Here is a 23,585-nt window from a genome sequence, read left to right on the forward strand (position 1 = left end):
CGCTCATAATCCCGCATGCCCATCAATTCTTGTCGCGGTCCCCGGCTCCCCACTCCCACGCAGGTCCGAGTCACGCCACTTTTCCCAAGATACACCAGCCATTAACTCACGATGATCGTTAATAATTGGTATATCACAGGAATTAATTGTCGGGCGCCGTCATGGGCGCCGCTAGGTTCAGCGACGGCAAGGGGCGAGAGCCGCCCTACTTGCCTTCTTCGCTGCTCGACCCGCCGACCCACTTGCCGCGCACTTCGTCGTAATGCATGCGCGGATCGTAAACATCGACGGCCAGTTTCAGGTCCGTGGCGGTCATCCGGCCAATGGCGGCCGACAGCTCGAACGCGGCGATCCGCTCGTCCCGCTGGGCCTCCGTATGACCGACGCGAGAATCCAGAAGTTCCTGTTCCGCGTCCAAAACATCCAGAACCGTGCGCGATCCAACGGCGGCTTCGCGCTCGACCCCGTCCAGGGCGACCACGTTGGCCTCGATCTGGGCGCTGAACGACACCACGCGGGCGCGGGCCGTCTGCAGGTTCTCCCAGGCGCTGGTCGCGTCCTCGATGGCGTCGCGGCGGGCCTGGTCGATGTTGCGGGTCAGTTCGGCAAGGCTTTGCTTGGCCTCACGCAGGCGCGAATAGACGCTGCCCTGCTGATAGATCGGAATGGTCAGGTTGACCCGAACCTCGGCCGAATCGATGCGACCCGTATCGCCAGAGGATTCATAGGATCGGTCGGCACTGGCGGTGACATCGACCTCGGGCAGCAACTCACCCTTGACCTCACGCACCGTATTCATCCCCGCCTTGCGGTCAAATTCGGCCGCGATAACGTTGGGGTTGGTGGTCGCCGCCATCTTGATGGCATCATGCCGATCCTTCGGCAGCCCCCCGGGCTCGCCCGGAAGTTCCAAATTCTTCGGCGCCGGCAAACCGACCACGTTTTCGTATGTGGCGCGGGAGTTTTCCAGATTGGCTTCGGCCCGGATGCGGTCGGCCGTGGCGCCGGCCAGGCGGGCTTCGGCCTGGTGCACGTCGGTGCGCGTGATCTCGCCGACCTCAAACCGGTCCTTGGTCGCTTCAAGCTGACGCTTGAGCACCTTTTCGTTGTTGATGTTGAGCGCCAGCACGGCCTCGTCGCGGAACACGTTCAGATAGGCCGTCGCGGCGGCCAGCAGAATGTCCTGTTCCGTGTCGATCAGACGCGCGCGCTCGGCACGAACGGCGTTTTCCGCCCCTTCCGTCGCCGCCAGCGTACGCCCACCACGGTACAGCGGTTGGGTGATCGACAGGCCGACGGTTGCAGGATTGCGGTTCTGCGTGCGGTCCGTCGTGCGCAGGGTCGAACGGTTGCGCTCGTATCCGGCATCACCAGTGATGGCGACCGACGGCCGCCAATTGGACAGCGCCTGGGGCACCTGTTCGTCCGTGGCGCGCAAACGCGCCCGGCGGGCCGCCAGGGTCGGGTTATTGGAATAGGCGGCAATCAGCGCCTCAGCCAGGGTTTGCGCCTGGGCCGGCGCCGGCGCGAGAGCAAGCGCACCCGCAAGCCCCGCGGCAACGACGGCAGCGCGGGAAATTCCGGGAACATACTGAAACGGAGAGAGGATTCGCGTGATCAAGGCCGTTACTCGCCTGTGGTTGTGTCGGACTAACATACTACCTGCATTCGCCGCGTCCAGATTTCAACAAAATACGTGCAAAAATACAGATAATTCAAAAACTTGCATATACAACATCTGATCGCCTCGCGGACCCGACCAGCATCGGATTCGGCTGCATCAGAAGGTAAAGGCTTCCTCCAACTCGAACCCCGGGAGGTCCGGTGTTCCCGCGTCGAACAGATCGCGGTGAGAGATATGGCCACCGAAACGCGCCGCCAGGACCGCGCTGCCGACGGCGGAGCCACGCTTCGAGCAGACCGCCACGAGACGGCCGCCCTCGGCCAACTGCTTTTCGATTTTTTCCGGCACGCTGGGCACGGCGCCGTCAAAAAAGATGACGTCATACGGGGCCTGTTTCGGATAGCCGTTGGCCATCTTGCCGTCGATCACCGCAACCGTGTCGATGCCGAGTTCGGCCAGGGTTTCCTGGGCCTGCTTGGCCATCGCCTTGTCGCTTTCGACAACCACCACCGTATTCGCCAGCTTGGACAGCAAGGCCGGCGAATAGCCGGTGCCGCAGCCGATGCACAATACCACATCGTCGGCGCCGATACGTGCGGTCTGCAGCAGACGCGCGGTGATCATCGGCTCCATCAGGTAACGCCCGCCGCCCACGGCAAGGGCCTCGTCGACATAAGCGATGGATCGCTTGGTTTCGGGCACGAATGCTTCACGCGGCGTTTCCGCCATGGCGGCAATGACACGTTCGTCCGTGACCCGGTTGGGCAGGACCTGACAATCGATCATGTTTCGGCGCGCGGCTGCGAAATCCATGTCGCCGGTTCTCCTTCGCGTTGGAACGGACCGCTTGGGGCCCGATTTGGCTGAATTCTGTATAGTCCCAGCCGTCGGCGAACACAATGGCGGCGCGCATTTCAGCGCCCTTTTCCAGGCCATTCCAGGCCCTTAAAAATTCGCCGGAACAGTTGCTTGACCACCGGGGGGTCAGTATGTAATGTCCCGCCCTCTGTGGGCCGAAGCCGGTCAGCCTGGCCCTTGGAAGGGACTCCCGCAATGGGGTCGTTTCCTGGGGGATTAAGCCCCGGCACAGTTTGGTGCCATCTGGGGCGCGGTGGCGGAGTGGCTACGCAGCGGCCTGCAAAGCCGTGTACACCGGTTCGATTCCGGTCCGCGCCTCCACGCCTGATCCGGCGTAGCTCAGTTGGTAGAGCAGTCGGCTGTTAACCGACTTGTCGCAAGTTCGAGTCTTGCCGCCGGAGCCAATTAAAAGGGCCAGTCCTGAGACCAGGACTGGCCCTTTTTCATTGCCACGCCCGCCTGGGATCAATCGGCGAACGTCAGGCACAGCGCCGTTACGTCGTCGGCGCAGGGCCCGGAATGGTTTTCGATCAAGGCCGCCAGCGCCTGTGCTGCGCCGCCGTCATGATCCGTTAGGCGCCGGATGAGCCGCTCGAAGGCATGGGCGCCGGGGGCGTCACCGTCCATCAGGCTAAACATGCCGTCCGTGAACAGGACAAGGGCCCCGCCCCGGGGAATGTCCTAGCGCCGTAATTCGTAGGGAAAGGCGCCGCTGGTGCCGACAGGAAGGCCCTTGCCCAGGCCGGGCGCAGGATCGCCGCCGTCAGCAGGAAACGCGACAGGATGGGGCACCCCGGCGGCCGCATAGTCGAAGCGCCGGGCCGCGATATCGACGACGCCGTACAGCATGGCGGCATATTCGCCCGTCGGCAGAGCCTGTTTCAGGATTTCGTCGAGCCTGCGAAGCACAGTATCAGGCTGACCGTCACATGCCGCCACAAGCGCCTGCAGACGAATCGCATTAACGCCTGCGACGGGGCCATGCCCGGTCATGTCCGCGATGAACAGGGCGAGGCGCCCATCGGCCAGCATCCGCCCGCCCCAGATGTCCCCGTTGACGCCGCTGCAGGCGGTCGACCAGACCGCGAAACGCACACCGGCCCCACCGCCAAGCACCGCGGGATCGGGCAACAGGGATTTCTGGTAGCGGGACAAAGCCGGGGACAGGCGAACACCCGCGTCGCTGCCGATCTCCATACTGGCAGGCAGGATGACCGCCCGCGCCGCGGCTTCGACCAGATCAGGGTCCTCCGGCAGGGTGAGCGGCGGTGTGTCGACATCGCCATGGTGGAGGGTGACCGCCCCTGCCCCGGACGCCGAGATCGTCAATGTCGCCTCAGGCAGCGTGGCGGCGCCGTCATTTGTCACCACGCGCCAATCCCCGACTGCGCGCAATCTGTCTGCGACCCCGTCCGGCACCGGTCCCACCACCGCGATGGCAGGCCGCGGCGCGGCGGTTCCGGTCACCCCCGGCGCCGGCTTGTTCCGCACCATCACCTCGACGATATTTCCGGCCCCCATATAGGCCATCGCTTCGAACGCCATTTTCCGGGCCATCGCGATGCCGCGACCATGGGTATCGAACGCCCGCTCCAGGGTCAGGTCGACATAGGAATGCCAATCGAACCCCTTGCCTTCATCGGTGATTCGGAAACGTGTCTGCGTGGTGGTTCGGGTCACCTCCACCGTAACCCGCCGGTCCTTGTAGGGGGCTTCGCGCAGGCGTGCGTCGATGACCGCATCCCAACGCCCCTCGGCCATCAGGGACGATTTGTTTTTGTAATCCAATTCAAGATTGCCGTGCTCGACCGCGTTTATCATCAGTTCCGACAACCCCATGGCGACGGCTGGTGGGCGCTCGAAACCGCCGGCCAATAGAACGGCCAGGGAATCGGCTTCCTTGGGCGTCATGAAGACAAAGCGGCCTTCGGCCAGCAACCTGATCGCGCCGGATCGTTTGGCCAGTTCCTGTTGCAGGCGCTGTTGGCGGGCAAAATTGTCGGCCGCCCCACGCACGACGGAAACCAAAACGTCAACGTCATAGGGTTTAGTCAGGTAGTAATAGACCCCCGCCTCGATGCCATCGACGATTTCGGCCTCAAGGTCCATGGCCGTCTGCATGATCACCGGAATGGCCTTCAGATCCGGATCGCCCTTGATCTTGGAGAGCACTTCCATGCCATCCATTTCAGGCATTTTCCGGTCAAGGAGAATGGCGTCGTACTGCGCTTCGCCGCCGGACAGCATGGCCCAGGCCTCGGCGCCGTCAGCGGCCTCGTCGATCACGAAGCCCTCGGGCTCCAGACAATACCTCAGGGTCTGACGATTGAAGTCCTCGTCATCGACGATCAGAACCCGGACATTCGGCATGCCGGTTTCCCCGCTGAATCAATATGGATCAGGGCTTGAACGTGAACAGGGTATCGAAACAGGCAAGGTCGAGGACTTCCTTGACGCTGCCGGTCATGCCGGAAAGCGTGATTGTCCGGCCTTTTTCCTGGGCCGCTTCGCGCAGGATCAAAAGGACACCCAACCCCGCCGAATCAATGTATTCGACGGCGGAAAGATCGACGATGATTTCAGGCAGATTGCCACGCATCAAAGCAAGCGCCAGGCCGGAAACCTCACCCCGGTCGGAAAAGGTCATCTGCCCGGAAATCCGGGCCGTGACCGTGTTTCCCTTCTCCGCAACTTGATATTTCACCCTCAAGCCTCCTTCGATCGGGATCCTCCACCCTCGGACACCAGTTTACACACACCCGGGCGCCGAAATCAGCAGATTCTCCCGCCACCCAAGCGGGCCCGACCATCACGCCATGCCCAGCATCGCCCGCGTCTCGGCCGGGGTCGCCGGTTCGCGGCCGAACGTCTCGGCCATCTGCGCGACGCGCCGGACCAGATCGGCGTTTGTCGGGGCACCCAGTTCCGGATAGGGATAATCACCAAGACCAATCGCCACATGCCCGCCCATTTCCAGCGCCAGTGCCGCCGGACCGAACAGGTTTCCGACCTTGTTGTTGACCGACCATTCGAACTTGACGCCCTGTGGCAGAAATTCCAGATGCGCCATCAGGCCCTTGATGGTCCCCGGGTGGCCGCCGAGGTAGCCCGAGTCCGACAACGCGAACAGCAGATAGGCCGGCTGATCGATCAGTTGCATTTCCAGGAATGCCTCGAACATGCGCGTGAACGGCACGGTCCAGGAAACGATCACCGGCTTGACCCCGATTTCGCGCATGCGGTTGGCGAAATAGGCACAGGTCTTGGGCGTGTTCACATAGGCCAATTCGTCCGTCTTCATGCGCTTGGCCGCCCGGTCGTAGACATCGACGTTGGTGGAGCCAATATCGATGGGCGCGAAATCGGGCTTTAGCGCCGGGTCTTCCGACGCCCTGACGATGTGCTGCAAGCGGGCCTCGTCCGAGGATTTCAGCGTTACCTGGCCCAGGGTCGGATGGATCATGATGTCGCTGGCGGCGCGGATTTTACGGATCGTCTCGAAGTAGACGTCGGGATCGTGGTTGGGCGATCCGTCGGCGTTGCGGGCATGATAGTGGCAGATCGACGCCCCCGCCTCGCGGCAGGCGGCCGCCGCCTCGGCGATCTCGTCGGGCGTGAACGGCACGTTCGGATTGACGTCGCGCGCCATGTATTCGTTGACGCGAACCTCGATGATCACCTTCTTGCCGAAGCCCGGCACGGTGGACTGAAATTTCATGGCCTGGATGTTCCCTGCGATACCAAGCCCCCCTCGGGGTCGTTGGTAGCCCCGGACCGAGACCGCGTCAATTCATCCGCTCCGGAATCCTGGACGGGCACGTATTGCGGTACTATCTCAAACAGGGCGGCACCGGCCGGTGCCGCATTATTCGGAGGATTCGCCGCTTGCGGCCCTGTTTGGCGCTTTTGCCCCTTGCCCTGACGGTCTTTACAGCCGTGTCTTGGACGCCCGCACAGGCCGCCGACTGCCGCCTGCCCGGGGTTGAGACCACCACCCGGCTGACGGAAAAGCGCGGCAGCATCCGGTTTTCCAACGGCTTTTCCGGCAAGCAGCTTGAGGCCAAGCGTCGCCGCGCGGGCGGTGCCGCGGCCCAGGCCGACTGGCACCCGGTCGGGCTGATGGGCCGGGATTTGAAATGGGAATTCCGCGTCAAGGTGCAGGGCCAGCGATTGAAGAGGGGGTTTTGCGTCGGCCTGAAGGACGCGGAATTGACCATCGGCTATGACCGCATCGACGTCTATGTCGACCGCCGCTACCGCCCCGGCACCTGCCAGTACGATGTGATTCTGGAGCACGAAAACCAACACGTGCGCAACTTCAGGGACACCCTGGCGAGCTATATTCCGGACATCCGCGCCCGCTTGGCCGACGAAGCCGCCGCCGCCCCACCGCAGGTCACAGGATCCATGAACTCCGGCGCCCGGTATTTCGTCAATCTGCTGCGGGACCGCCTGACGCCCCTGATCGAGCGCATGCAGCGGGACATGGCCGCCGCCGATGCGCGGCTGGACACCGCCGACAGTTACCGCGCGACCCAGGCCCGCTGCGACGGCTGGTGACCCGCCCCGGCAAGCTTAGAGAGACCTGCCCTTCTTGATTGCATCCGCACCGAACTTGCCGCGCACGCGGTCCATGGCTTCCTCGACCTTGCGCGGGCGGTCGCTTGAAGCGGCCAGCAGGTCGCCCGTTTCCGGCTGGCCGGCGCCCAGGGGTTCGATCATCTGCACGCCGGTCCCGATCAGGCGGAACCGCGTCCCATCGGTCTCTTTCTCAAGCAACGGCAGGGCCGCACGGTAGATGGCTTCGGCCAGTTGGGTCGGGCGGTCCAGTCGGCGCGAGCGCGTCAGCTGCCTGAACTTATCCGTCTTCAGCTTGAGCACCACGGTCCCGCCGGTCAGGCCCTTGCGCTTAAGCCGGGCCGAAACCTTTTCCGACAACCGCCAGAGCACCGCCTTCAGGGCGTCCAGGTCGCCGATGTCGTCCTCGAAGGTGGTTTCGGCGGACACACTTTTGGCTGCCCCGCCGGGCGTGACTTGGCGGTCGTCCTGGCCCCGCGCGAAATTATAAAGCCGGCTGCCCATCGCGCCGTAGCGCACCATCAGATCCCGTTCGTCAAAGCGCAGCAGATCGCCGATGCGGCCCACGCCGTCCTTTTCCAGGCGCCCACGCAAGCTGGCCCCCACCCCCCAGATCAGGCCTACCGGCCTGTCTTTCAGGAAATCCGCCGCGTCGGCACGGCCGATGGCGGCAAATCCGCGCGGCTTGTCCAGGTCCGACGCGACCTTGGCCAGGAACTTGTTATAGCTGAGACCGATGGAGGCGGTGACGCCGACCTCGTCCTCGATTCGTTTGACCAAGCGCACCAAGGTCACCGCCGGCGGCCCCTTGTGCAGGGCCTGGGTCCCGGCAAGGTCGAGAAAGGCCTCGTCGATGCTGATCGGCTCCACCAGCGGTGTCAGGTCCTGCATCATGGCGCGGATCTGATGGCCGACGCGTTGGTACTTTTCCATGTCCGGGCGAATGACCACGGCCTTGGGACAACGCTTCAGCGCCTGGAACATGGGCATGGCCGAGCGCACACCGGAGATTCGCGCGATATAGCAGCAGGCCGCAACGACACCGCGCCGGCCACCGCCGACGATCACCGGCTGCCCAGCGATGGCCGGATTGTCGCGCTTTTCCACGCTGGCGTAAAAGGCATCGCAATCGATATGGGCCAAGGTCAGGGAGGCAAGCTCGGGATGACCGAAGGTGCGCCGGCCGCCGCATTGCGGACAGCGCCCGGCCGAAGCCCCCGACGGGGCCTCCCACAGGGTCGCGCAATCCCGGCACACGGCAGTCATCATCCGGCGGCATCCCGGCATAAGCAATTGAACGACAAGCAATCTTGACGCCCGCCCCTGAAGGGCGCGACTATGTTACGAGCAGTCACGACGATGTTCCATCCGCATGCTAAGATGGCGGTCGGAAGATGCTCAAAAAGTACCGCCACAGGCGGAAAGGTGTTCGAGGATGAGTGATCCGGTCTCACCCGCCACAGAGTTGAATGACTTGCGGGATGCACAGCTTGAGATTCGGCAACTGAAAGAAACCGTCGCCGCGCTCCGCGAGGAACTTGAAAACAAGGTCTTCGACATGCAGCGCGTCGAGCAGGAAGCGCGCGCCGAGGGCATCGACGAGATTAAGCAGCTGAAGGACACGGCCGCCGCCCTGCGAGAAGAAATGGAACAACTGAACTTCGCCCGCCAAAAGGAAGTTCAGGAAGAACGCGCCGCCGGCAACGACGAAATCACTCAGCTCAAGAACACCATTCAGGCGCTGCGCGACGAGATGGAAACACTCAAGCTTGAAAAGGAACGGGAGCTGAACGAAGCAGTCTCCGCCGGACGCGACGAAATTCAACAGCTCAAGGCGACCGTGGCGCATTTGCGACAGGAAATGGAAGACCTGAACTTCCGGCACCAGGAGACGGTGCAGGAACTGAACCGGACCCGTCGGGACGAAGTCGGTGAACTGCAGCAAGCCATCGTCACCCTCCGGCGTACCCTTGAGGTCAAGTCCCAGCGGGGTTCCGAAGCGCGGCAATGAGCGGCAATCAACCATCATCCGACACGATCGAACACGATAGCGCCGGCACCCCTCCTGCCCGTCCCGCCGCCCGTCCGGCCGCCAGGACCGTCGTCACGGACGAGGAAATACACCGCAAGCTGCACGAAGCCGACCGCCGCCTGAAACAGGCGGAGATGTTGTTGAACGTGTCCCGCCGAGTGGCCGGCATCGAATCGTTGGACGAGGTTCTGGAAACCCTGGTCGAGGTCATCGTGTTCGAGTTGAAGGCCGAACGCGGCACCCTGTTCCTCAACGACCCGGCCACGGGCGAGCTCTATTCCCGCGTCGCCCAGGGCAATTTCCAGCGCGAAATCCGCATCCTCAACAACACCGGGATTGCTGGCGCCGTGTTCACTTCAGGTATCGGCGAGACCATCGACGACGCCTATCAGGACAAGCGCTTCAACCGCTCCGTCGATGAACAGACCGGGTTCAAGACCGACACGATCTGCGCCGCCCCGGTGAAGACGGTGAAGGATGAAATCATCGGCGTCGTGCAGTGTCTGAACAAGAAAAACGGTGAGGCTTTCGACGACGACGACCTGGCGTTGCTTGAGGCCATCACCACTCAGGCAGCCGTCGCCCTGCAGAGCACGCAATTCGTCGAGAGCATGAAGAAAAGCCGGGAACAGGAAATGAAGTTCCTGGATATGGTCTCGGACGTTACGTCGAACCTGGAACTGGGCTCGTTGCTGTCGCGCGTAATGTCCGAAGCGACCCGCATGCTGTCGGCAGATCGCTCGACCCTGTTCCTCAACGACGAAAAAACCAACGAGTTGTTTTCCCGCGTCGCCATGGGGGATTCCTTAGGCGAAATACGTCTGCCCAATCATCTGGGCATCGCCGGGGCCGTGTTCTGTTCCGGCGACACCATCAACATTCCCTACGCCTACGCGGACCTGCGCTTCAACCCGGCCTTCGACAAGAAGACGGGCTATTTCACGCGCTCGATCCTCTGCGTGCCCGTGGTCAACAAGGCGGGCAAGATGATCGGCGTGACCCAGGTCCTGAACAAGCGTGGCGGGCCGTTCACGGAAGAGGACGAAACGCGGCTCAAGGCGTTCACGGCGCAGGTCTCCATCGCGCTGGAAAACGCCAAGCTGTTCGAAGACGTCCAGAACATGAAGAACTACAACGAAAGCATGCTGGAAAGCATGTCCAACGGCGTGGTCACCATCGACGAGGACGGCAAGGTCGTAACCTGCAATGCCGCGGGCCTGCGCATCCTGCAGTGTGAGGACGAGGACGACATCATCGGCAAGGAGGCGAAAGAGTTCTTCGCCATCGAGAACCCCTGGATCAACGAGCGTCTGGACCTTCTGGAGGAAACCCAGGAGCCCGACATCACCATGGACCAGGAACTCAAGCAGGGTGCTGAAACCAAGTCCGTCAACGTGCACTTCCTGCCGCTCACGACCGAGGAAGGCAAGAAGCTCGGCTCTATGCTGATGCTTGAGGACATTTCCTCGGAAAAACGCATGAAGTCGACCATGTCGCGCTACATGGACCCGGGCCTGGCCGACCAGTTGATGAAGGGCGGCGAGGACATCCTGGGCGGCAAGAGCCTGGAAGCGACCATCCTGTTCTCGGACGTGCGCAGCTTCACCACCCTGACCGAAAGCTTAGGCCCGCAAGGCACGGTGCAGATGCTGAATGAATATTTCACCATCATGGTGGACTGCATCTCGCGCGAGAACGGCATGCTCGACAAGTTCATCGGCGACGCCATCATGGCCGGGTTCGGCGTGCCACTGCCGCTTGAGGATTGCGAAGACCGCGCACTCCGCGCCGCCATCGCCATGCTCCGCGAACTGGACGAATGGAACGTGACCCGCGTGAAAAAGGGCGACATGCCCATCGACATGGGCATCGGCCTGAACACGGGCAACATCGTTTCCGGGAACATCGGATCGCCCAAGCGCATGGACTTCACCATGATCGGTGACGGCGTCAACCTGGCCGCGCGCCTGGAAAGTGCGTGCAAGCAGTATTCGGCCAGATTGCTGATCTCGGAATTCACCTACCGCAAGCTCAAGGGCACCTACCGCATCCGCGACATCGACAAGGTCATCGTCAAAGGCAAGACCGAACCGGTCGGCGTCTATGAGGTTCTGGACTTCCACACGGACGAAACCTTCCCCAACCTGATGGAGGCGGTGAACCACTTCAAATCCGGACGCGGCCATTACGACAAGGGTGATTGGGACAAAGCCACCAAGGCCTTCAAGGAAGCCATTGCGCTTAATCCCAACGACAAGCTGGCGGAAACCTATATCGAGCGTTGCGAGCTGTTGAAATCGGACCCGCCCGCCGACTGGAACGGCGTCTGGGTCATGACCTCGAAATAACGGGGTCCGGTCCACTGCCCGTGTCCTTCCATCATTTCCGATCTGTGATCGCTCTGCAACATTCCAAAGCTACCATCGGCGGCAGATCAACACGCGCGGAACCATGACCGTCAGAAACCTCAGAAAGCTGTTCCACCCCACCTCCGTCGCCGTGATCGGCGCGTCCGAGCGCAAGGGGGCTGTCGGCAATCTGGTCATGCACAACCTGCTCGAAGGCGGCTTTGATGGCCCCATCATGCCGGTCAATCCGAAGCGCCGGGCCGTCGCCGGCGTCCTAACCTACCCGGACATTGCAAGCCTGCCGGTGATCCCCGACCTTGCGGTCATCTGCACACCGCCCGCCACCGTGCCGAAGATCATTGATGCGCTGGGCCAGCACGGCACCCGCGCCGCCATCGTGCTGACGGCCGGGCTCGGGGCCACCCAGGCGTCCGACGGCCGCGGCACGGCACAGGCCGAGGTTTTGGCGATAGCGCAAACCTACGGCATGCGCCTACTGGGTCCCAACTGTCTCGGCCTGCTGGTGCCGGGGATCGGGCTTAACGCCAGCTTCGCCCACCTGCCTGCCCTGTCCGGCAACATCGCCTTCGCCAGTCAGTCGGGCGCCATGTGCACGGCCGTGCTGGATTGGGCACGGGCGCGGGGTATCGGGTTTTCCCATTTCATCTCCATGGGCGACGCGCTGGATACGGATTTCGGTGACGTTCTCGACTATCTGGGCAGCGATCCGGGCACGCGGGCGATCCTGCTATACGTGGAATCGATCCATGAACGGCGCTCCTTCATGTCGGCCGGGCGGGCGGCGTCACGCAACAAGCCCGTCCTGGTCATCAAGGCGGGGCGCAGCGATGCCGGCGCACGGGCCGCGCAATCGCATACCGGCGCCCTGGCCGGAAGCGACGCCGTCTACGACGCCGCCTTCCGCCGCGCCGGCATGTTGCGCGTCGACACCATCGAAGAAATCTTCGCCGCCGTCGAAACCCTGGCCCGGGCGCCGAAGTTCCCCGGCGACCGGTTGGCCATCGTGACCAACGGCGGCGGCATCGGTGTGATGGCGGTCGACCGGCTGGCGCAAACTGGCGGACGATTGGCCGAATTTTCCGATGCCACGCTGGCCGCCCTGGACAAGGTTCTGCCGGCATCCTGGTCACACGGAAATCCCGCCGACATCATCGGCGACGCGCCGCCGGAACGCTATGCCGCCGCCATGCGGACCGTGCTGGCGGCGAAGGAAGCGGATGCCGTTCTGGTCATGCACGCGCCGACGGCGACGGCATCCAGCACCGCCGCCGCCCAGGCGGTCATCGATGTGGCGAAGGAAACCAAGGCCCCCGTGCTGGCCAATTGGGTCGGCCAGGAAGCGGTCGCACCCGCCCGCAAAATGCTGCGCGATGCGGGTGTGCCGACCTATGACACGCCGGGCGAAGCCATCGGCGCCTTCATGCATCTGATCACCTACAAACGGAACCAGGAGATGCTGACGGAAACGCCGACGTCCCTGCCCGCCCAGTTCAACCCGGCATCGGCGGTCGCGCGGGTGATGATCGAAGGTCATCTGGCCAGCGGCGACGCCATGATGAGCGAACCGGCCGCCAAGTCGGTGCTTGCGGCCTACGGCATCCCGACGGTGGAAACCCATATCGTCACCACGCCCGCGGAAGCCGCCGTCAAGGCACAGGCCATGGGCTTCCCCGTGGCCTTGAAGATCCTGTCACCGGACATCACCCACAAGTCGGACGTCGGCGGCGTCGACCTGTTCCTCGACACGGCGGAGGCGGTCACGGCCTCTGCGGAACACATGCTGAAGATCATCGGCGAGAGGTTTCCCGACGCCCGCATCGAAGGCTTTACCGTACAGCGCATGGCCGACCGCGCGAAGGCACACGAACTGATCATCGGCGTCACCTGCGACGCGATCTTCGGGCCGGTCATCCTGTTCGGCCAGGGCGGCACGGCGGTCGAGGTCATCGCCGACCGGGCGGTGTCTCTGCCGCCGCTCAACATGCATCTGGCGCGCGACCTGGTGTCCCGCACCCGCGTCTGGCGCCTTCTGCAGGGCTACCGCGACCGCCCGCCGGTGAACATGGATGCCCTCTGTCTGACCCTGGTCCAGATATCGCAGATGATCGTCGATATCCCCGAGATCATGGAATTGGATATCAATCCGCTGCTCGCCGATGAAAACGGCGTGCTGGCGCTGGACGCCCGCATCCGCGTCACCCGCCCCACGGGCGACCGGTCGCGCGACCTGGCGATCCGCCCGTATCCGGCAGAGTTGGAGGAACCCTTCACCTTGCACAACGGCCTTGAGGTCTTGCTGCGCCCGATCCGGCCCGAGGACGAACCTGAGCATCGCGAATTTCTCAGCCAACTGACGCCCGAGGATATCCGCTTCCGCTTCTTCGGCTTGGTCCGCGAATTCCCCCATTCGGAAATCGCCCGCCTGACGCAGATCGACTACGACCGGGAAATGGCCTTCATCGCCTCCGCCCCCAAGGCCGACGGCTCGGGCCGCGAGACCCTGGGCGTCGTGCGCACGGTCACGGACCCGGACAACGAAACCTGCGAATTCGCGATCATCGTGCGCTCGGACCTCAAGGGTCAGGGCCTGGGTTACAAGCTGCTGGACAAAATGATCGGCTATTGCCGGGCGCGCGGCACGAAGACCATGACCGGTCAAGTCATGGCGGGAAATCACCCCATGCTGGACATGGTGCGGGCACTGGGATTCCGCGTGAAAAGATTGGAAGACGAGCCGGTGATGGAGACGACCCTGGACCTTGCCTGATTACTTGCTGGTGGCGACGAACACGCCGTTCCAATCGGCCGGCGGCGGGTTGACCATGTATTCGTCGATGCGCTCGTCATAGATGTCGCAAAGCGCCTCAAGGTCAGCCTCGAGGTCCCAACATTTCGGATAGGCCCTGATCTCCGCGACCATGCGTTTCGCGGTCTCGAAATCCATGGCCCGGTAGGTATCCATCATCTCTTTGATCATGCCCTGCACCTTCCGGAACTCCGGCTTTTGCAGCACATCCGTGTCCCCCAGGAGACCGTAGATATAAGTTCCCTCGGTCTTGCCCTTGACCTGAATGAAATCGAGATCGATCGTCGCCAGTTCGTCCTTCACCGCTTCATTCGTTGACGGCCCAAGGACGACGTTCATGCCATAGGTCTTGCTTTGGCCCTCCAGGCGGGCCGCCAGGTTGACGCAATCCCCCAGTACCGAATAGTCGAAGCGCTGATCCGACCCCATGTTGCCGACAACCGCCGGGCCGGAGTTCAAGCCGAGCCCGACCTTCAGCGGAATGTGCTTGCGGCCTTCTTCCTTGGCCTCGATTTCCAGGCGCGCGTTCAAGGGCTCCATTTCGGCCAGCATGGCCAGCGCCGAACGGCAGCCGTCCATGGCGTGGTTCGGGTTGTCCAAGGGCGCGTTCCAGAACGCCATGATGCAGTCGCCCATGTACTTGTCGATGGTGCCCTTGCGCTGCAGGATCGCATTGGTCAGCGGCGTCAGCAGTTTGTTGATCAGGGCGGTCAGCCCAACGGGATCGAACTGTTCCGAAATCGTCGTGAAGCCGCGCACGTCGCAAAACAGCAGCGTCAGCTCGCGCATTTCACCGCCCAGTTTCAAGCTATCGGGATTGTTGGCCAACTGCTCGACCATGTCCGGTGACAGGTAGTGGGCGAAGGCGCCACGCACCTGTTTCTTCGACGCCTCTTCGCGGACGTAGTTGAGATAGGTCAGCGTGGAATACAGAAGGAAAATGGCGACCAGGGTGAAAACCGCGTCGATCAGCATTCGGTATTCGGCGAAGGCATGCCAGCTTCCGAACCCGACGCCGGCCGTGGTCACGCCGAACACCATGAAGGTCCAGAGGGCGCCGACCCAAGGTACCAGGACGATCATCGCCAACCCGCCGAACAGGATAACCGATAGTTCCAAGCCTCGGGCGAAGTTGGGACGGGTCAGGTAGGCCTTGTTAAGCACGGTTTCGATGATCTGCACATGGACCTCGACCCCCGGAATGTTGCTTTCCGTCGGGATGGACCGAATATCCTTAAGACCAATGGCGCTGGTGCCAAGGATGGTCAGCTTGCCTTTGATCATCGCCGGGTCGGCGGTGCCGTTCAGCACATCCACGGCCGATACGTACTTGGCCTTGTCGGACTTCGAGAAATAGGGCCACATTCGGCCGTTCTGATCCGTGGGAATTTCCAGGCCCCGGGCGATGCCCAGCGATTTGATACCCGCCTGATCGACCTTGACCAGGATCGTCGGCCGTCCGGTGGCGAGGCGCAGCATCTCGACGCTGAGTGCGGGGAACATATCCTTGCCCTGAACGAACAGTGATGGAATGCGGCGGATGATGCCGTCCTGTTCGGGAATGATCGAGAAAATGCCGTGCCCACCGAACCGCCCGCCGGCCGCCTGTTCGATGATCGGCACGTTGCGCACCAAAGCCGGGAAGCTGGGCAGCAGATCCAGGGGATCGGGCACGTTGGGCCCGTATTTGCGAATGGCGATGGATTTCTTCACCGGTGGCAGCTTGACGCCTTCAAGCTCGTTTTCCACGGTCGACTGGCCCAGCACGACGCGCGAGCGCTTGATGGTTTCGGCGAAGATTTCATCGTTGGATTTGAACTGGCGGATCTTGTTCTTGGTGTCTTCGTCCAAACCTTTCAGCGATTCGGCGATGGCAGCCGGATTCATTCTGTCGGGTTCGGCGAAGACAATATCGAAGGCCACCACCACGGCGCCCATCTTCATCAGGTTTTCGACCAGTTGTGCCAAGATGTTGCGCGGCCACGGCCATTGGCCGACCTCGCCCAGGCTTTTTTCGTCCAGATCGATGATGGTGACGGGTTTGCGCTCAGGCGGCGGAATTTCGCGCGGCTTCATCTGCTGAAAAAAGTCGAAGCCCTTCAGGCGCATGAACTGAACGGGCTTGGGATCGGCAATGTAAAGCGCAAGGAAGCCGAACAGCAGGACATAGCCGACAACACGTTCCAGCCGGACAGCGCCCCGGAAGAACCGATAGAGCCCACGGCCGATGGCGCGCAGAATGCGCATCGCCACGCCGGGCTTGTTCGGTCCTTTCGGTACCGTCGGCGGGATAACGTCCGCGCGGCCTTCGTCAGGCAATTCTGAGCTCCCCTTTCTCGCCCCTCCCCGGTTTCGTCTTGGACGCTTCCGGGCAGGCTACTCCCGTCCCCTGACGGCACCGGCAATTGGTTGTGCCCGGCATTCCGCCCGCAATGTGGGAGTTACCGCCACATTATCACAGGTTCCCGCCCATGCCGCCAGCCCGAAAGCCCACATACGCGGAAATTCAGAGCATCGAAACGCCGTAAATCCGGGCCGTTCGGGCTGCGTCATACGCGCATCCCCTGTTCATCCCGTGTTTACCATCATACATTAGTCTGACGCTGGGATATTAGGAGCAGCGGGAATTCCATGGCGGAACCCAACAATACGGCGTGGCTGAAGCCCTTCGTCAAATCACTCATGCCGACCTTCCGAGAGGTCGTGCTGATGTCGGCCTTCATCAATCTGGTGGCCCTGGCGACGCCTGTGTTTTCCATGCAGGTCTTCGACCGCGTCGTGTTCCATAAGGGCATCTCGACCCTGTGGGGATTGGTCATCGGCATGATCGCCGTGATCATCTTCGACTTGGTATTGAAGCTGGCACGATCACGCGTCATGCAGACCGTGGCGCTGCGCGTCGACGTGCTGGTCGGCCGCCAGTTGTTCGATAAGTTGATGTCACTGCCCCTGTCCGAACTGGAATCCAAGCCCGCCGGCCATTGGCAGGGTCTGTTCCGCGACGTCGATACGGTGCGCAACACGCTGTCCGGCGGCTCGGCCGTGCTGATCACCGACCTGCCCTTCGTCCTGATGTTCCTGATCCTCATCATCGTCATCGCGCCGCCCGTGGCGCCGGTGCTGCTGGTCATCCTGCCGCTGTTCATGTTCGTCGCCTGGAAGTCGGGTAACGTCATGGCCGCCGCCAACCAGGAAGAACGCCAGTCCTCCATCTCGCGCGATCAGTTGATCGCGGAAATGATCCAGGGACGAACCACCATCAAGGCCCTTGCCCTCGACCAGGCCATGCGCCCCCATTGGGAGCAAAGCCACGCCGACAACATCGAGAAGTCGGCGGTGCGCGGTGCCAAGACCGATTTCTATTCGAACCTGGGCGGCTCGCTGACCATGTGCACGACGCTGCTGATGACGACCGTCGGTGCGCTGGCCATCGTCAATCAGGAAATGACCATGGGCTCGCTGATCGCGGCCAACATGCTGTCGGGCCGGCTGCTTGGTCCCCTCAACCAACTGGTCAACCAATGGCGAACATTCAATTCGTTCAAGCAGGCCGCCGACCGCCTGGGCCAGACCTTTGATACGACCAGCGAACGCTCGGAGTCCGAGATCGAATTGGAAGCGCCCAAGGGCGAGCTGCGCACGGAGAACGTCGTCTTCAATTACGTCGAAGGCACCAAGCCGATCCTCAGCAACGTCACCATAAGCCTGCCCGCGGGCGGCATTCACGCCCTTGTCGGGCGCAACGGGTCCGGCAAGACGACGCTGTTGAAGGTGCTGCAAGGCCTGTACCGGCCAACCAGCGGCCGCGTTCTGCTCGACGGTGCCGACATTGCCCAGTTCACGCGCCACGAACTGGCCGACTGGATGGGCTACGTGCCGCAGGAATGCGTGCTGTTCGCCGGCACCATCCGCGACAACATCGCCCACCGCCATGCCGACGCCTCGGACGAGCAGGTCATCAAGGCGGCGACCCATGCGGGCGTTCACCACTTCATCATCGACATGCCGGATGGCTACGCCACCGATATCGGCGAAGCGGGCTCACGCCTGTCGGGCGGCCAGCGTCAACGTATCGCCGTCGCCCGGGCCCTACTGGGTGATCCATCCGTCTTGATGATGGACGAGCCGTCGGCCAGCCTGGACCGCCAGGCGGAGCAAGCCCTACGGGATACCTTGCGTGAAATTTCCAAGACCCGCTCCGTCATCCTGGTGACCCACAGCCCGATCCTGCTGGCCGCCTGTGACGATCTGATTGCCCTTGACCAGGGCCGCGTGGCGCTGGCCGGGCCGTCAGCGGAAATCCTGCCGCGCCTGTTCGGCCAACAGCCCATGGAACGCCCGCCCGAAGACGCCGTGAAAAGCGACGCACCGAAGCCCGATGCCGGCAAGCCTAAGGCGCCCGAGGCCGCCGCCCCGGCCAAGCCTGCCGCGCCAAATGCGACGCCGGCCGCACCCGCAGCCGCCAAGGCGCCCGCCGCACCCGCAACGCCCGCCCCCGCCAAGCCTGCCTCCGCCAAGCCAACAGGCGCGACAGCCGCAAAACCGCCCATGCCCGACATGTCCGCCGCCCTGGCCAATGCCGCCCGTCAGGCCGCCCAGGGCGGGAAACCGCCTGCCCCTGGCGGACGCGTCGAACCCGTGCCGCCCAAGCGCCCGGCCCCCGCCACGGCACCCTCGCCTGCGCCAAAGCCGGCACCGCAACCGGTCGCTGCTCCGACGGCCCCTGCGAAACCGGCACCGGCGCCCCAGGCCGCGCAACGCCCGGCGCCGGCCGCATCGGCGCCGCGTCCCGCAGCACCTGCGCAACCGGCGGTGAAGCCAGCCCCGACCCAGACGGCGCCGCAAGCCATACCGCAGGCAACGCCGCGTCCAACCGCCCCTGCACCCGCCCAACCGGCGGCCGCGGCCAAGCCACGGGCTCAAACGCCCGCACAGGCCCCTGCTCCTGCTCCTGCTCCTGCCCCGGCACCTGTCCCCGCCAAACCGGCAGCCAAGGCATCTACCGCTTCAAGTAACGACCCATACGCTGATATACTGAAAGCCATGGAGCACGAGCGCGGCCCGCGGTAGGCCGGGAACTTTCCCGGATAACCGTGCCGGCGCTGGAGCCGAGACATGCAACACCAAGCGAACCCGCCCATTGCCTCTCCGTTGGATGAGCTGTTGGTCAAACGGCCGATGCCGTCCTTGCGCGTTGCGGCTTGGCCGATCATGATTCTGATCACGGCGGTGCTGACTTGGGCCAACTTCGCCAAGCTGGACGAGGTTTCCGTCGCCTTGGGCAAGGTCGTGCCGCTGGGCAAGACCAAGGTTGTCCAGCATCTGGAAGGCGGCATTGTTCAGGAAATCTACGTCTCCGAAGGCGATACGGTGTCGATTGGCCAAGATCTTCTGCTGCTCGATCTGGCGTCGGGCGGCACCAACCGCGAGGAACTGCAGGTTCGCCTCGACAGTGAGTTGGCGGCGCGCGCGCGCCTCCAGGCCGAGGCCGAGGGCCGCAAGCTCAAATTCCCGCGATCCCTGGAAACCCGGCAGCCTGCCCTGGTCGAAGCCCAGCGCCAGGCCCATGATGCCCGCCAGCGCGAATTGAAGGCGTCGATCAGCGTGCTGACGTCGCAGATCAAGCAACGCGAACTGGACGTCAAGGAAATGCAGGCCAAGAAAAAGGCGACGGAGCGTAACTACTCCCTCGCCCGGGAACGCTTGGCCATGTCGGCATCACTGCTAGCCGAGGGCCTGACGGCGCGCATCGAGCACCTGAAGCTGGAGGCCGAGGTCGAAGACCTGGACGGCCAGTTGAAGGGTCTGGTGCCGGCCATCCCCCGCGCCCAGGCGGCGGTCGAGGAAGCCAGAAAGCGCGTGTCGGAATCCGAAGAAGGGTTCCGCCGCGAAGCGCGCGAGGAACTGAACAAGGTCGAACAGTCGATCGCCCGCATTCAGGAACTGATCTCCGAAGCCGAAAAACAAGGGGCCCGATCTGCGATCAAAAGCCCGATCAACGGGATCGTTCAGAAGATGGTCGTCAACACGGTCGGCGGCGTCGTCAAAGCCGGTGAGCCGATCATGGAAATCGTGCCCACGGGCGACAAGCTGGTCGTCGAGGCGCGCCTGAACCCCACGGAACGCGGCTTCATCGTCGAAGGCCAACCCGCCGTGGTCAAGATTTCCACTTATGATTTCGTGCGCTACGGCGGCCTGGACGGCCGGGTGATCGCCGTCGCCCCCGACGCCTCGACGGACGAAAACGGCGCGCCCTACTTCCGCGTCGTGGTTCAGACCGACAAAACCTACCTTGGGAAAACCAAGGATCTTCTGCCGATCACGCCCGGTATGGAAGCCACCGTCGATATCCACACGGGTCGCAAGTCGGTCATGGATTACCTGATCAAGCCCGTCCTGAAGTTGAAGGACGAAGCCTTCCGCGAACGCTGACCCTGGCTCTGTCAGCGGCTGCCCGGTCACGCTCGGTTCCCGGGCCCGGACGACGCTGAACACGCTAACTATTTGTTATTTTGTGCCAATCTATTATAAACGATAGTCACTAGGGGAGTTCACCGCACACCGCCCGAGCCATTGTTGGTGAGGTACGGCGCGCGTTGGTAGGGGTCCGGGGAAGACATGTCGTTTACCACACTCGTCGGGTTGCTGGCCGCATTCGGCCTGTTCATCGGCTCAGTCATGATGAGCACCGACAATTTCCTGATTTTCCTAAGCCTTTCGAGCCTTTTAATGGTTGTCGGCGGCACCCTTTCCGCGACGTTCATCTCTTATGAGCCCCGCTACGTCATGCTGTCGTTGAAGCTGATTTGGCGCATCCTGTTTTCGCCCAAGGTCGGGCGTAACGTGCTGAAGTCCGAGGTTGGGCGAATCATTCGCTGGGCCTACACGGTTCAGAAAAGCGGCCCACCGGCGCTTGAGGCCGAGGCCAAGAAAGCGGTACGCGGCGACAAGTTCTTGAAATTCGGCGTCGATATGGTGATTTCCGGCTACACCGGCGAGGAAGTCCGCGAAATCCTGACCAACGCCATCGAATCGACCTTCGGGCGCAATACCGTGCAGGTCGACATCCTGCGCAGCATGGGCGGTGCCGCGCCGGCGTTCGGCATGATCGGGACCCTGGTCGGCCTGATCATCATGCTCGACAACCTGGGCGGCGATCCGACGCAGCTGGGCGCAGGCCTTGCGGTTGCGCTTTTGACGACCCTCTACGGCGTCATGTTCGCCCGCATGATTTTCATTCCCGCCGCGACCAAGATTCAACAGCGCGAGGAAATCGTGCGTTTCCGCAATTACCTGATCGCCGAGGGACTGTCGCTTCTGGCCGACAAGAAGAACCCCCGCTACATCGCGGACCGCATGAACAGCTTCCTCGACCCGGCCATCCACTTCAACATCGACAAAATGAAGAGGTAGCCATGCCACGGCAGGTATTTACGCACTTGCCGGTCTGCGCGGGCTGACGCCATGGGAGTTCCTGTCAAACTCGTTCCCCAAGAGGAAAAAGAAGACTGGCTGGTCACCTATGCCGATGCCATCACGCTGCTGATGTGCTTTTTCGTGATGATGCTGACCTTCGCCGAGTTCGACATTCCCGCCTTCGAGGAAGCAGCCGCCGCGATCAAGGATAAGATCGGATCGTCCGACGACAACGCATCGCCCACCGAAAAGCTGAAGATCGACCTGGAAGACGTCGTGTTCCAGATGCAGGCCGACCGCGCCGTGCAGGTATCCAAGGACTCCAAGGGCGTGGTCATCGAATTATCGTCCGGCGCCTTCTACAAGCCCGGCTCGGCCGAATTGCGCGAAGAAGCCGTTCCCTATCTGGAAAAGATCGCCCAGACGATCAGCGCGCCGCGCTACGCCACCTACAACGTTCAAATCGAAGGCCACACCGACGACGAACCCATCTCGACGGAACGCTTCCCGTCAAACTGGGAATTATCGACGTCGCGCGCGGCGACGGTCGTCCGATTCTTCGCGGACCGGCAGTTTGTCGATCCCCTGAAGATGAGCGCCACCGGTTTCGCCGACCAGAAGCCGAAGGTGCCGAACCGCACCGAGGAAGGCGTTCCGATCCCGGAAAATCAGATGACCAACCGGCGCACGTCGATCCGCGTGACCGCAATGTCCCTGAAGGAGCGCGAAGTCTGGTACCAGCACCTTGCCATTATTCGCGCCAAGGCCGAGGCGGAGAAGCGCGCCAAGGAACAGCAGGGCGAAGGACAGCCGCCGCAGGAAGGCCAAGCCCCGCAGGAAGGCCCGATACCCCAAGAAACACAAGCCCCCGCCGCCGAGAGCCAGCCGGCCCCCGCACAGCAATAAGGGCGTCGCAACGGGCCGGTGAAGGCCGGCGCGAACAATCCAATCTCAATTGATGAAGCTCGGATTCGGCGCTTACGCGTCGGCCGCGGGCCGGACGATCACTCGATGATCAGTTCCATGCCTTCGCGGCAGACGAAGTTGCCTTCCCAGGCCGCCTCGGCCTCAACCGCCAATTTGTCCATGAAGGCATCGTCGTGCTCCGGATCATGGTGGAAGATCGCCATACGCTTGACGTTGGCAGCCCGGCACAGGCGCATGCCCTGATTCCAGGTCGAATGGCCCCAGCCGACCTTGGCGGGAAATTCTTCCTCGGTATAGGTGCTGTCATAGATCACCAGATCAGCGCCTTCGATCAGACCCAGGATGTTTTCATCCAACGTCCCCGGTATGTGTTCCGTATCGGTGACGTAGCAGATCGCCGCACCATCGTGTTCAACCCGATATCCGGTGGCGCCGTTGGGGTGGTTCAGAGGCGCTGTCTTGACCGTAATGTCCGACGGCAGGGAAAAACTATCGCCCGCGTCGAAGTCCTCGAACCGCAGCTTGGCCTGCATAGCCTCCAGCGGCACTGGGAACATCGGGTTATGCATCTGGGTCGACAGGATGTCCTGAATGCCCTCGTCGCCGCGGCTTTTCAAATGGCCGGCCATGATGTGGATGGCGTACTCGGGATTATAGGCAGGCACGAAGAACGGAAACCCGTTGATATGGTCCCAATGGGTGTGGGTCAGCAGTAAGTGGGAGCATTTCGAGCCGGACTGAAGAAAGGAGTTGCCGTAGGACCGGATGCCGGTGCCCGCGTCCATGACGAATCGGTAATCACCCGCTTCAACTTCAATGCAACTGGTGTTGCCGCCATACTTCATATGCTGCGGCGTGGCGCAGGCAATGCTTCCTCTAACTCCCCAAAATTTCAGACGGATGGCCATGATCTCATGCAGACTTTCGCGGTCTGTTCACGCGCGTGAACGAACGCAGCGGTAAACTCCCTTGCGG

The 23,585-nt window shown here is 62.6% G+C and carries 16 protein-coding genes, 2 tRNA genes and 1 pseudogene; 10 read left to right on the forward strand and 9 right to left on the reverse strand.

The window, feature by feature from the left end:
• Positions 1-205: 205 nt before the first annotated feature.
• Together KFF05_10740 and KFF05_10745 are read right to left on the reverse strand one after the other, a co-directional pair.
• Positions 206-1,657 carry a TolC family outer membrane protein gene (locus KFF05_10740; GenBank protein UTW50441.1) on the reverse strand — a complete coding sequence of 484 codons (1,452 nt, stop codon included), beginning with the start codon at positions 1,655-1,657 and terminating at the stop codon, positions 206-208.
• 123 nt (positions 1,658-1,780) lie between these two features.
• On the reverse strand, positions 1,781-2,437 hold the full coding sequence (locus KFF05_10745) for a protein-L-isoaspartate O-methyltransferase (GenBank protein ID UTW50442.1): 657 nt from the start codon (positions 2,435-2,437) through the stop codon (positions 1,781-1,783).
• Positions 2,438-2,729: 292 nt separating this feature from the next.
• Here KFF05_10745 and KFF05_10750 point away from each other — a divergent pair.
• Together KFF05_10750 and KFF05_10755 are read left to right on the forward strand one after the other, a co-directional pair.
• Positions 2,730-2,803, forward strand: a tRNA-Cys gene (locus tag KFF05_10750).
• A gap of 7 nt (positions 2,804-2,810) precedes the next feature.
• A tRNA-Asn gene (locus KFF05_10755) sits at positions 2,811-2,886 on the forward strand.
• Between the two features lie 61 nt (positions 2,887-2,947).
• Here KFF05_10755 and KFF05_10760 read toward each other — a convergent pair.
• From KFF05_10760 to KFF05_10775, 4 genes are all read right to left on the reverse strand, one after another.
• Positions 2,948-3,121 carry a hypothetical protein gene (locus tag KFF05_10760; protein ID UTW50443.1) on the reverse strand — a complete coding sequence of 58 codons (174 nt, stop codon included), beginning with the start codon at positions 3,119-3,121 and terminating at the stop codon, positions 2,948-2,950.
• 42 nt (positions 3,122-3,163) lie between these two features.
• The gene (locus tag KFF05_10765) at positions 3,164-4,852 is read right to left on the reverse strand and encodes a response regulator (protein ID UTW50444.1); all 1,689 of its coding nucleotides are present in this window, start codon (positions 4,850-4,852) and stop codon (positions 3,164-3,166) included.
• 28 nt (positions 4,853-4,880) lie between these two features.
• Positions 4,881-5,186, reverse strand: coding sequence for an STAS domain-containing protein (locus tag KFF05_10770; GenBank protein ID UTW50445.1), 306 nt, complete (start codon positions 5,184-5,186; stop codon positions 4,881-4,883).
• Positions 5,187-5,291: 105 nt separating this feature from the next.
• Positions 5,292-6,200 carry a 3-keto-5-aminohexanoate cleavage protein gene (locus KFF05_10775; protein UTW50446.1) on the reverse strand — a complete coding sequence of 303 codons (909 nt, stop codon included), beginning with the start codon at positions 6,198-6,200 and terminating at the stop codon, positions 5,292-5,294.
• Between the two features lie 218 nt (positions 6,201-6,418).
• Here KFF05_10775 and KFF05_10780 point away from each other — a divergent pair, with 218 nt between their 5' ends.
• On the forward strand, positions 6,419-7,042 hold the full coding sequence (locus KFF05_10780; protein UTW50447.1) for a hypothetical protein: 624 nt from the start codon (positions 6,419-6,421) through the stop codon (positions 7,040-7,042).
• Between the two features lie 15 nt (positions 7,043-7,057).
• Here KFF05_10780 and KFF05_10785 read toward each other — a convergent pair whose 3' ends face one another.
• On the reverse strand, positions 7,058-8,326 hold the full coding sequence (locus KFF05_10785; protein UTW53676.1) for a DNA polymerase IV: 1,269 nt from the start codon (positions 8,324-8,326) through the stop codon (positions 7,058-7,060).
• A 169-nt stretch (positions 8,327-8,495) separates the two neighbouring features.
• Here KFF05_10785 and KFF05_10790 point away from each other — a divergent pair, with 169 nt between their 5' ends.
• From KFF05_10790 to KFF05_10800, 3 genes are all read left to right on the forward strand, one after another.
• Entirely contained in the window at positions 8,496-9,071 is a 576-nt protein-coding gene (locus KFF05_10790; protein ID UTW50448.1) for a HAMP domain-containing protein, read from the forward strand.
• Positions 9,068-11,440 (forward strand): GAF domain-containing protein, encoded by a 2,373-nt coding sequence (locus tag KFF05_10795; protein UTW50449.1) that lies wholly within the window; start codon positions 9,068-9,070, stop codon positions 11,438-11,440. The genes KFF05_10790 and KFF05_10795 overlap by 4 nt, the downstream gene beginning before the upstream one ends.
• Positions 11,441-11,543: 103 nt before the next feature.
• A complete protein-coding gene (locus KFF05_10800) occupies positions 11,544-14,228 on the forward strand; it encodes a bifunctional acetate--CoA ligase family protein/GNAT family N-acetyltransferase (protein UTW50450.1) in 2,685 nt (894 codons plus the stop codon).
• Here the strand turns inward: KFF05_10800 and KFF05_10805 are convergent, their stop codons facing one another.
• Positions 14,229-16,586: an adenylate/guanylate cyclase domain-containing protein gene (locus tag KFF05_10805; GenBank protein ID UTW50451.1), complete on the reverse strand. Its 2,358-nt coding sequence runs from the start codon at positions 16,584-16,586 to the stop codon at positions 14,229-14,231.
• 312 nt (positions 16,587-16,898) lie between these two features.
• On the opposite strand from KFF05_10805, the pseudogene KFF05_10810 reads away from it, so the two are divergent.
• The 4 genes and pseudogenes from KFF05_10810 (at position 16,899) to KFF05_10825 (ending at position 22,589) form a co-directional block, all read left to right on the forward strand.
• Positions 16,899-18,728 (forward strand): annotated as a pseudogene (locus KFF05_10810) (ATP-binding cassette domain-containing protein).
• Between the two features lie 654 nt (positions 18,729-19,382).
• The gene (locus KFF05_10815; GenBank protein ID UTW50452.1) at positions 19,383-20,699 is read left to right on the forward strand and encodes an HlyD family type I secretion periplasmic adaptor subunit; all 1,317 of its coding nucleotides are present in this window, start codon (positions 19,383-19,385) and stop codon (positions 20,697-20,699) included.
• A 186-nt stretch (positions 20,700-20,885) separates the two neighbouring features.
• Positions 20,886-21,680: a MotA/TolQ/ExbB proton channel family protein gene (locus KFF05_10820; protein UTW50453.1), complete on the forward strand. Its 795-nt coding sequence runs from the start codon at positions 20,886-20,888 to the stop codon at positions 21,678-21,680.
• 51 nt (positions 21,681-21,731) lie between these two features.
• A complete protein-coding gene (locus KFF05_10825; GenBank protein ID UTW50454.1) occupies positions 21,732-22,589 on the forward strand; it encodes an OmpA family protein in 858 nt (285 codons plus the stop codon).
• A 98-nt stretch (positions 22,590-22,687) separates the two neighbouring features.
• Here KFF05_10825 and KFF05_10830 read toward each other — a convergent pair whose 3' ends face one another.
• Complete coding sequence (locus KFF05_10830; protein ID UTW50455.1) at positions 22,688-23,518, reverse strand: MBL fold metallo-hydrolase; 831 nt, start codon at positions 23,516-23,518, stop codon at positions 22,688-22,690.
• Between the last annotated feature and the right edge of the window lie 67 nt (positions 23,519-23,585).

It is taken from the genome of bacterium SCSIO 12827, assembly GCA_024397995.1.
Lineage (GTDB): Bacteria > Pseudomonadota > Alphaproteobacteria > Rhodospirillales > Casp-alpha2 > UBA1479.

What these genes read in the sequence shown, in the direction of transcription:
- KFF05_10740 (UTW50441.1), bottom strand. Translation starts at nt 1,657, where the DNA reads ATGTTAGTCCGACACAACCACAGGCGAGTAACGGCCTTGATCACGCGA.
- KFF05_10745 (UTW50442.1), bottom strand. Translation starts at nt 2,437, where the DNA reads ATGGATTTCGCAGCCGCGCGCCGAAACATGATCGATTGTCAGGTCCTG.
- KFF05_10760 (UTW50443.1), bottom strand. Translation starts at nt 3,121, where the DNA reads ATGTTTAGCCTGATGGACGGTGACGCCCCCGGCGCCCATGCCTTCGAG.
- KFF05_10765 (UTW50444.1), bottom strand. Translation starts at nt 4,852, where the DNA reads ATGCCGAATGTCCGGGTTCTGATCGTCGATGACGAGGACTTCAATCGT.
- KFF05_10775 (UTW50446.1), bottom strand. Translation starts at nt 6,200, where the DNA reads ATGAAATTTCAGTCCACCGTGCCGGGCTTCGGCAAGAAGGTGATCATC.
- KFF05_10785 (UTW53676.1), bottom strand. Translation starts at nt 8,326, where the DNA reads ATGACTGCCGTGTGCCGGGATTGCGCGACCCTGTGGGAGGCCCCGTCG.
- KFF05_10790 (UTW50448.1), top strand. Translation starts at nt 8,496, where the DNA reads ATGAGTGATCCGGTCTCACCCGCCACAGAGTTGAATGACTTGCGGGAT.
- KFF05_10795 (UTW50449.1), top strand. Translation starts at nt 9,068, where the DNA reads ATGAGCGGCAATCAACCATCATCCGACACGATCGAACACGATAGCGCC.
- KFF05_10800 (UTW50450.1), top strand. Translation starts at nt 11,544, where the DNA reads ATGACCGTCAGAAACCTCAGAAAGCTGTTCCACCCCACCTCCGTCGCC.
- KFF05_10815 (UTW50452.1), top strand. Translation starts at nt 19,383, where the DNA reads ATGCAACACCAAGCGAACCCGCCCATTGCCTCTCCGTTGGATGAGCTG.
- KFF05_10820 (UTW50453.1), top strand. Translation starts at nt 20,886, where the DNA reads ATGTCGTTTACCACACTCGTCGGGTTGCTGGCCGCATTCGGCCTGTTC.
- KFF05_10825 (UTW50454.1), top strand. Translation starts at nt 21,732, where the DNA reads ATGGGAGTTCCTGTCAAACTCGTTCCCCAAGAGGAAAAAGAAGACTGG.
- KFF05_10830 (UTW50455.1), bottom strand. Translation starts at nt 23,518, where the DNA reads ATGGCCATCCGTCTGAAATTTTGGGGAGTTAGAGGAAGCATTGCCTGC.